Source organism: Synechococcus sp. B60.1, from assembly GCF_047462555.1.
Lineage (GTDB): Bacteria > Cyanobacteriota > Cyanobacteriia > Thermostichales > Thermostichaceae > Thermostichus.
Window position 1 is genome coordinate 1 of the sequence record NZ_JANSJN010000119.1, and the last position, 8,025, is coordinate 8,025.

Sequence of the window (8,025 nt, forward strand, 5' to 3'; positions counted from 1 at the left end):
GATATATCCAGAATCAGTCAGGAGGCGCTATCCCTCCCCACCGTATAGACGGTGGGGAATCCCGCGCCTTACGTTGATCGAGCTGCCGACTTTTACGGTGCTACCCGCAGCTTTCCCTTCGCCGTAGAGGAAGAGATCGCCGATGCCCTCTTGGCGGCAGGGGCAACCACTCCTGAAACCCATTTTCTCGAGGTCGGCATTGGGACTGATTCAGCGTTGATATTTCTAAACGGATGTTAGCTGAGCAGGTGGAAGCCTTTTTGCGGTCTCAAGGGGCTCATGTGTCTGCGCATCCACCCAGAGTTAGGCAAGTCTTATAGGGAGGGTAAGAAATTTTCTTGTGGGCATTGCGCTTGGAGGGGTGACACTGACCTGAACGGTGCAAGGGCTACCGCACTTTTGGGGCGTTCTATAAACACGCCTGGAAGTTTGTGGCTGGCTTGCTCTCTAAGCGAGCCTGCTTCAGGGCTACTGTTCGCGTCAGCGGGATCAAGTCCTTAAACCCTATCCGCCTATGCGGTGGAGTAGTTTATACCAGGGCCGCACTTCTCTGGCTCGGCCTGCCCCCAACTTCCCAAACCTTCACAGTAACCTTGCTAAGATTTCCATGGCAGGGATCCCGGTCTATGCAAGGCGTACTGCTGATCCTTTACATGTTGTTTGTCAGTGGCCTGATTGCCGTTGTCGGGGATCGGGTCGGGTATCGGATTGGCAAAAAGCGCCTCACCTGGTTTAACCTGCGTCCCCGCCACACGGCCGTTTTGGTAGCCGTGATTACCGGCGTGAGCATCTCGGCGCTGACCTTGGGCACGCTGCTGCTCCTCAACCGCTCTCTTTCGGAAGCCCTGTTCAGCTACACCAACCAAATTGCCCAGGCGGAGCAGGAGCTGCGGGCCCTCAACCGCCAGAAAGCTCTGCTGGAAGGGGAGAATGCCACTCTCAGAGCCGAGCGAGACCGCCTTAAGCTGGATCTCGACCAATTTCGCAGTCAGCAATCGGCAGCCCAGACCCGCCTGAGCGAAGTCCGGGAGCAACTGGCCATAGCGCTACAAGAGCGGCAAGAGGCAGAGGTGAAGCTGGCGGCAGCCAACGAGCAACTGGCCCAAGTGCAGCCCAGCCTGGAGCGGGCCCAGGCAGAGTTGGAGGCGGTGAAGGCAGAGGTGGAGGCGGCCCGAAAGATGATTGCCGATCTGGAGTCGCAAAAGCAGGCTCTGCAACTGGATCGGGATCAACTGGAGCGCTCTCTGGATACGGCGCAGGGGGCCCTGAGCCAACTGGAAACTCAAAAAAAGCAGCTTGAGCAGGAGATTGCGCAGCTCAACCAGTTAGCGGTGCGGCTGCGACGGGGAGAGCTGGCCATTCTGGCGGGAGAAGTCCTGGCTACAGGAGTTGTGCAAACGCCAGCAGGGGCAGAGCCGGCGGCAGTGCGGCGGCAGTTTGAGCGAGTTTTGGCCCAGGCAGAACAGCGGGCCCTTGCCCTCGGCTCCCAACCCATCCCCCCTCTGGAGAACGCCATCCTCATCCGCCGCGAGGAGGCCGACCAAGCCCTGGAAAAGCTACAAGAACCCGGTAGCTGGGCGGTGCGCATTCTTTCGCTCTCCAATCGGCTTAAGGGCGAGCCTGTGCCCGTGCTGGTGCAGATCTACCCCAACCAGCGTATCTTTGCCAGGGGATCTGTGCTGGCGCAGGGTGTAATCCAGCCAGGCTTGAGCGAGAACGAAATCCAACAGCGGCTGCTAGAGCTCCTCAACCAGGCCAATCAGCGCTCCCAGGCAGAAGGCCTCCTCTCGGATCCCATCACCGGCACTGTCGGAGAATTCTCGCAGGTGAAGTTCTTGGAAGTTGTGCAGCATCTCCGCCAGAGCACTACCCCTCTGGATGTGAAGCTGGTTGCCGACACCGACATCTACACGGCGGGGCCGCTGCGGGTGAGTTTCCTGATGGCGGAGGCCTCTGGCCAGCAGGACGCCACCCCCGTTCAGCAGGCGGGGCAGATTGGGGGATGAGGGATCCACTCCACCTGGGCGGGCTGGAAGAGGGGCGAGTGCTGATGGGCTTTGACCCGGGGCGGGACAAGTGCGGCCTTGCCGTGGTGCAAGTTCAGCCGGCGTGGCAGATCTTGCATCGGGAGGTGGTCTTGGCGGGGGAGGCCTTGGCCAGGTTGCAGGCCCTCTGGCAACAGTTTGGGGCGGAGCGGCTCATCCTGGGAAATCAGACAACGGCGCGAGGCTGGAAACAGCAACTGCAGTCGCTCCTCCCACCCCAACAGATCGTTCTGGTGGACGAGAGGCACAGCTCCCAAGAGGCCCGTCAGCGCTACTGGGATTTTTACCCACCGCGGGGATGGGAGCGGCTGTTGCCGAAGGGAATGCGGGTGCCGGACAAGGCTTACGATGATCTGGTGGCCCTGATTCTGGTGGAGCGGTACTGGCGTGGGCAAGCAAGGGCTGAGCCGACGTGAATTTCTATACGGGATCCTGCTGGGGCTGGCGGTGGCCGGCTGTGGCGGGCCTAGGGGCTCTCTGCCCCTCATTCTCGCCCTTAAACAAGGGATCCCAGCCAGCTTGGTGAACGAGTTTCGCCGCCGCACCCAGGTTCCCTTTCGGCTGCAACTGTTGGACGAGCGGGCCCAGTTGCTGGCCTACCTGCGGCAGAGCGTCCAGCCGCCTGAGCCGGCCTGGTGGGATCCGGGGAGATGGTTCCGGTGGCAGCCGTCAGCAGCGGCCCTGAGCCTGTTGGGAGCTGACGCCTTGGATCGGGCCATTGCTGCCGGTTGGCTGGATCCCTTGCCACCTGACCTCTTGGGGGAACGATGGCAGCACTTGGATCCCCGCTGGCAGGCTGCTGCCCGGCGAGAGGGGCAGATCTGGGGCGTGCCCTGGCGCTGGGGGGTAACGGCCATTGCCTACCGCCGCGACCGGGTGAGCAACCCCATCCGGGACTGGGCGGATCTGTGGCGGCCTGAGCTGGCCGGGAAGCTCACCCTACCGGATCACCCCCGGGAGGTGATCGGGCTCGTCCTCAAAAAGCTGGGCCGCTCCTACAACGATCCCCTCGATCCCGAAGAGGCCGAACTGCGGCGAGAGCTGGGATCCCTGCACCGCCAGGTTCTGGCCTATACTTCCGCCGACTACTTGCCCATGTTGCGCCTGGCCGATAGCTGGGTGGCTGTGGGCTGGTCGCAGGATCTCTACGTCACCCAGGCCAACTACCCCGAGCTGGAGGTGGTGATCCCGGCTTCGGGATCCGCCATCTGGTGGGATGTCTGGGTGCGGCCTCATAGAGCTCACAACGCTTCCCCAGAGCTGGAAGGATCCCTGCTGGCCGACTGGATTGACTTCGTCCTAACCCCAGAGTTCGTCCCCCGCCTGGTGAACTTGAGCGGGATCGCTTCGGTTTTGCCGCTGGATTGGGCCCAACTCCCCCCTCGGCTGCGTCGCAGGGCTGACTTCCAGCCTTCTACCTGGGAGCGCGGCGAGATTTGGCGGCCTCTGAGCTCCGCCGAAGCTGAGTCCTATCTTCGCCTCTGGGATCAGATGCGGCGCGGCCTCCTGTAGCCTGGCTTTTCCTGACCCCGGCGGCCAAAGTGTGAGAACCCGCAAGTCTGGGGGTAACTAGGATCCTCTACTTGCCCTTTCTGCTCTTTTTGCCCGGTTTGGGTTTCTCCTCGGCTGCGGCGGCCTGTTCCGGTTGCAAGCCAGTAGGGGCTGTGGCCGCCTCTGCAGAAGGCTCAACCGCCTCAGAGATCCCAGACACCTCTGCTTCTACAGAAGGGAGAGCTGCCTGCGGCTCTGTTGCGACCTCCCCCTCGGCTTTCGTATCGACAGGAGGCTCAACTGCCCCAGGGATCCCAGATCCCTCTGCTTCTGGCCTCTCGGCCTCAAACTCCGCCTCCGGCACCGATGTACCAGCCGATTCAGCCCTCTCTTGCCAGTCTTCACCCTCAGAGCTGCCAGAGAGGGTGGGATTCCCTTCGCTATCGACCCAGTTGACTGTGGTCTGAGCCTTCAGCCAGGCCATCACTTTGTTGGTCAGCAGATCTTCGTGAACGACTTGGCGTACTTGCTCCCGATCCAGCTTCTGCCCTTGCTGGGCGTAGGCCGCCATCACCTCTTCCACCTCGGCTTCCAATTCGTTGGGGCCTACGGCAATCTGCTCCTGCCGGACAATGGCACTGAGAGCCAAGGTGCGCCGCAGCCGGTTGATGGCCTCAGGCCGGTAGCGCTCCATCCACTGGTTAAGGGTTTCGGGCGGCATTTGGGACAAGAGCCTGCGGATCTCTCCCGGCGTGACCCCTTGCTGCTGCTGCAGCGACTGAAGGCTTTGGGCCAACAGTTGTGTCGTTTCTTGCTCGACTAGGGTCTCCGGCAGATCCACCTCAGTGGTTTCCAAGATGGCGTTGAGGATGGCCGTCTCCAGGTTTTCCTCAGATTGCCTGAGAGCATCTTGTTCGAGGCGCTTTTGCAGGTGTTCCCGCAGCTCGGCCACCGTCTGAAACTCGCTGATCTCCTGTACAAAGGCGTCATCCAGCTCCGGCAGCTCTTTGGTCTTGATCTCTTTGAGGCAGACGGTGAACGTAACTGTTTTCCCGGCCAACTCTTTTCTGAAGTAATCGTCGGGGAAAGTGGCTGTGATCTCCTTGGTTTCGTCGAGCTGCATGCCGACAACGCCCGCCACAAAACCGGGGATGAAGTTCTCCTCTTTGAGCTCCAACTGAAAGTCTTGGGCGGCGATCTCCTCCAGGGGATTGCCCTCGGCGTCGCGAGCTTGAAAATCGATCACTACCACATCCCCCAACTGGGCGGGCCGATCTTCTACGGGCAGGAGGGTGGCCCGCTGATCCCGCCACCGGTCGATGAGCTGATCGACCTGTTCGGGCTTGACGGTGACGCGGGTGGCCGTGACGGTTAGACCTTTGTATTGGCCGACGCGGGCTTCGGGGTACACCTCCACATACCCCGAGAAGCTGAAGTCTGCCTCCGGGTTGAAGCGATCGAGAAGCTGCTCCACCTTGTCGTCCAGCTCGAAGCGACTGATGGGACGCAGTTGGGTGTCCTTGAGCGCCTGTTGGATGGCCTCGTTGATCAGGTCATCGACGGCACTGGCCATGACGCGCTCGCGGCCCACCTGGCGCATCACCAGGTTGCGGGGGGCCTTGCCCTTGCGAAAGCCGGGGATCTGGATGTTCCGCTCCAGTTGGCGCAAGGTTTTTTCGTAGGAGCGCTTCACCTGGTCGGCTTCTACCACGATTTTGAGGCCAACCCGGCTGCCAGGGCGTTTTTCTTGTGTAACCTGCATAGGAAGTGATGGACTAGTGGAAGAGGCCGTTAGAAGTTCAATTCTACCCCAACCGCTTGGGGATCGACGGGATCCATACGGGGCAGTTCTAGGCAGGGGATCCCTCGGTGGCCACTTCTTTCACCTCCTGGATGTCCTCTTGGGGTTCGGCGCGCTTGCTGGGGGGCAGTTGCTTGACCTTGGCTTCCAGCTCCACCACCATTTCCTTGAGCTCGGTGATGGTGACTTCCTTCTCCTGCAGTTGCCGATTTTTTTCGCGGGCTTCGATGCTGAACTGGATACGCATCCAGAGGCTATACAGCCAGGCAAGGGCGGCCCCGATCCCGGCAGAAGCCAACAGTTCAATCACCAGCGGGCTTTCGATGGTGACTCCGGGGGCGAAGTTAATCGTGACTGGGGTGGCGTTTTGCATGGCAAAAAGAGCGATTCCCAGGAGGGCCGAGAACAGGATCAGGTAGTTGAACAGTTGCATGATTTTCTCCTTGGAGGGATCCACGACGGCTTGCCAGCACCAGAATACCCACAAACGGGGGTTGATTTGTTGGCCCGAGAGATCTCAGAAGAACCAGCCATAGCTGTGTAAGCCTTTGCCCAGAAAGTTCACCCCCAGATAACACACCCAAACCACCCCAAAGCCCAAGCTGGCCAAGAGGGCGGGGCGCCTGCCCTGCCAGCCTTTGGTGATGCGGGCGTGCAAATAGGCGGCAAAGACCAACCAGGTAATCAAAGCCCAGGTTTCTTTGGGATCCCAGCTCCAGTAGGTGCCCCAGGCTTCGTTGGCCCAGACGGCGCCGGCAATGATGCCGATGGTGAGCAGCGGGAACCCCAGCCCGATTAGCCGGTAGCTGGTGTTGTCTAAGATTTCCGCCAGGCTCAGCCGTTGCCAAGCGATCGCTTCGTTGGGTGCCGGTTGGGGAAGAGGTTCAGCCGGTCGGGGGGAGCGGATCCCGGCGTAGACCAGTTCTGCAGCAGGAGATGGCAGGGTGGCTTCTGTCCATTCCGGGTGGGTTGCAGGCTGAGAGGGGCGAAATTGCAGGCCGAGGGAGTTGCCCTTTAACTGAACTTCCTGGCCGCGGGTGACGATGAGAAAAGTGATGGCCAAAAGGGATCCCACCAAGAGGGCTGCGTAGGCCAGCAGCATCACCGTTACGTGCATCATCAGCCAGTTGGATTGCAAAGCCGGCACCAGTGGTTGGGCCGCCTGCATATCTTCCGGCAGGGCCAGGGCGGCAAAGGCCACAATGCCTGTCGCCAGCGGGGCGGTCGTCACCCCCACCCAACGGCTACGAGTCCAGTGGAGAGCCAGCAGGTGCAAGGTGGTGATCCCCCAGGCCAAGAAAAACAAAGACTCGTACAAGTTACTCAAGGGGAAATAGCCGGCATCGATCCAGCGGGCCGTCAGCAGGGCGGCGATCGTCAAGTTTGCCCCGATCATCCCCGCCAAGCCCAGCTCAGACAGAAGCTGCACCTGGGGAAACGCTGCCCCCCCCCAGTAAAACAGCATGGCCCCCAAACAGACAGCAAAGGCCATGTTGTTGAGTAAAGCCTGCCACTGAGCTAGATCCAAGCCTGCAAAAGCCGTTATCGCCAACCAAGCCATACCTGACCTCAAAAGTTCTCCTGACCCCGCTTGGGCCAGACCGCTGATCCCATTCTAGGGTGGGGGAGGGGATCTTCCCCAAAGGACACATGCTGGTAATGTGGGGATGGCTTATCTGCTGCTCGGCAGGATACCGAAAGTGTTGGGATGTGAGGCTCATGCAAGGACACGCGGGAAAGGCCAGAACCTGGAGATGGGGATGGTGGATGGCTCTGGTGGCAGCTCTTGTGCTGGTCGCTTGCGGTGGATCCCCGCCTGAACAGCCCCAGGAACAGCTACCTCAGCTCGAGCGGGTACCAGTGCCGCCGGAGATTGCCAAGCTGGATGCCCACTTGGAGCACTGCCGTCCGCGGGTGCAGATCCTCAGCCCTAAGCCGGGTGAGGTGTTGTCGGAGCGGCAAGTAACCGTTCGCTTTGCAGTGCAGGGGTACCCGCTTTTTAAGGATCCGCAACTGGGCCTCGGCCCCCATTTGCACGTAGTGCTGGACAACCGGCCCTACATCGCCCATTACGATGCCGATGCTCCCCTTGTTTTTGAGGATTTGGAGCCGGGATCCCATACTCTGCGGGTGTTTGCCGGCAAGCCCTGGCACGAGAGCTTTAAAAACTCCGAGGCCTACGCCCAAGTCAGCTTCCATGTGCTAGCGCCTACGCCGGAGTATGTGCCGCAGCCGCACCTGCCTTTGCTCACCTACAACCGCCCCACCGGCAGCTACGGTGCCGAGCCGATCCTGGTGGACTTTTGGCTGGCCAACGCCCCGGTACGCGAGAGTCTGCTGACCGACCTGCCGCGGGATTGGCGCATCCGCTACACCCTCAACGGTCAATCTGGCCTGCTGGATCGCTGGGAGTCTTTTTACTTGAAGGGCTTGAGGCCCGGTCGCAATGTGATGGTGGTGGAACTGGTGGACAGCAAAGGGGATCCCATCCGCAACGTGTTCAACAGCGCTGCCCGCGAGATCACCTACACCCCCGGCGGCCAAGACACTCTCTCCAAGCTGATCCGCGGCGAGCTGAAAGCGGAAGAGGCCCTGGCCATTGTGCAGCCCCAGCCCACACCGACGCCGACCCCGACGCCCACTCCGCAACAACAACGCTCACGCCGACCACCACGAAGCCGGCGTCGA

7 protein-coding genes are annotated in these 8,025 nt (G+C 60.9%); 4 read left to right on the forward strand and 3 right to left on the reverse strand.

All coding sequences use genetic code 11. From position 1 onward, the window contains the following. Window positions 1-626: 626 nt before the first annotated feature. Genes NW863_RS11555 through NW863_RS11565 form a run of 3 tightly spaced genes read left to right on the forward strand, consistent with a single transcriptional unit; the run spans window position 627 to window position 3,557 of the window. The gene (locus NW863_RS11555) at window positions 627-2,006 is read left to right on the forward strand and encodes a DUF3084 domain-containing protein (protein ID WP_414366490.1); all 1,380 of its coding nucleotides are present in this window, start codon (window positions 627-629) and stop codon (window positions 2,004-2,006) included. Beyond that, entirely contained in the window at window positions 2,003-2,461 is a 459-nt protein-coding gene (locus NW863_RS11560) for a pre-16S rRNA-processing nuclease YqgF (RefSeq protein WP_414366492.1), read from the forward strand. Before NW863_RS11555 ends, NW863_RS11560 begins: the two co-directional genes overlap by 4 nt. Further along, on the forward strand, window positions 2,433-3,557 hold the full coding sequence (locus tag NW863_RS11565; RefSeq protein WP_414366493.1) for an extracellular solute-binding protein: 1,125 nt from the start codon (window positions 2,433-2,435) through the stop codon (window positions 3,555-3,557). Before NW863_RS11560 ends, NW863_RS11565 begins: the two co-directional genes overlap by 29 nt. Window positions 3,558-3,624: 67 nt before the next feature. On the opposite strand, the gene tig is transcribed toward NW863_RS11565, so the two are convergent. The 3 genes from tig to ccsB form a co-directional block, all read right to left on the reverse strand. Further along, window positions 3,625-5,298 carry a trigger factor gene (gene tig, locus NW863_RS11570; RefSeq protein ID WP_414366495.1) on the reverse strand — a complete coding sequence of 558 codons (1,674 nt, stop codon included), beginning with the start codon at window positions 5,296-5,298 and terminating at the stop codon, window positions 3,625-3,627. An 88-nt stretch (window positions 5,299-5,386) separates the two neighbouring features. Next, window positions 5,387-5,770 (reverse strand): LapA family protein, encoded by a 384-nt coding sequence (locus tag NW863_RS11575; protein WP_414366497.1) that lies wholly within the window; start codon window positions 5,768-5,770, stop codon window positions 5,387-5,389. Window positions 5,771-5,854: 84 nt separating this feature from the next. Next, window positions 5,855-6,865 (reverse strand): c-type cytochrome biogenesis protein CcsB, encoded by a 1,011-nt coding sequence (gene ccsB, locus NW863_RS11580; protein ID WP_414335454.1) that lies wholly within the window; start codon window positions 6,863-6,865, stop codon window positions 5,855-5,857. Between the two features lie 239 nt (window positions 6,866-7,104). Between ccsB and NW863_RS11585 the strand changes: the two genes are divergently transcribed. Further along, window positions 7,105-8,025, forward strand: a 921-nt coding sequence (locus tag NW863_RS11585; protein WP_414366498.1) for a hypothetical protein, incomplete at its 3' end; no start/stop codon positions are given.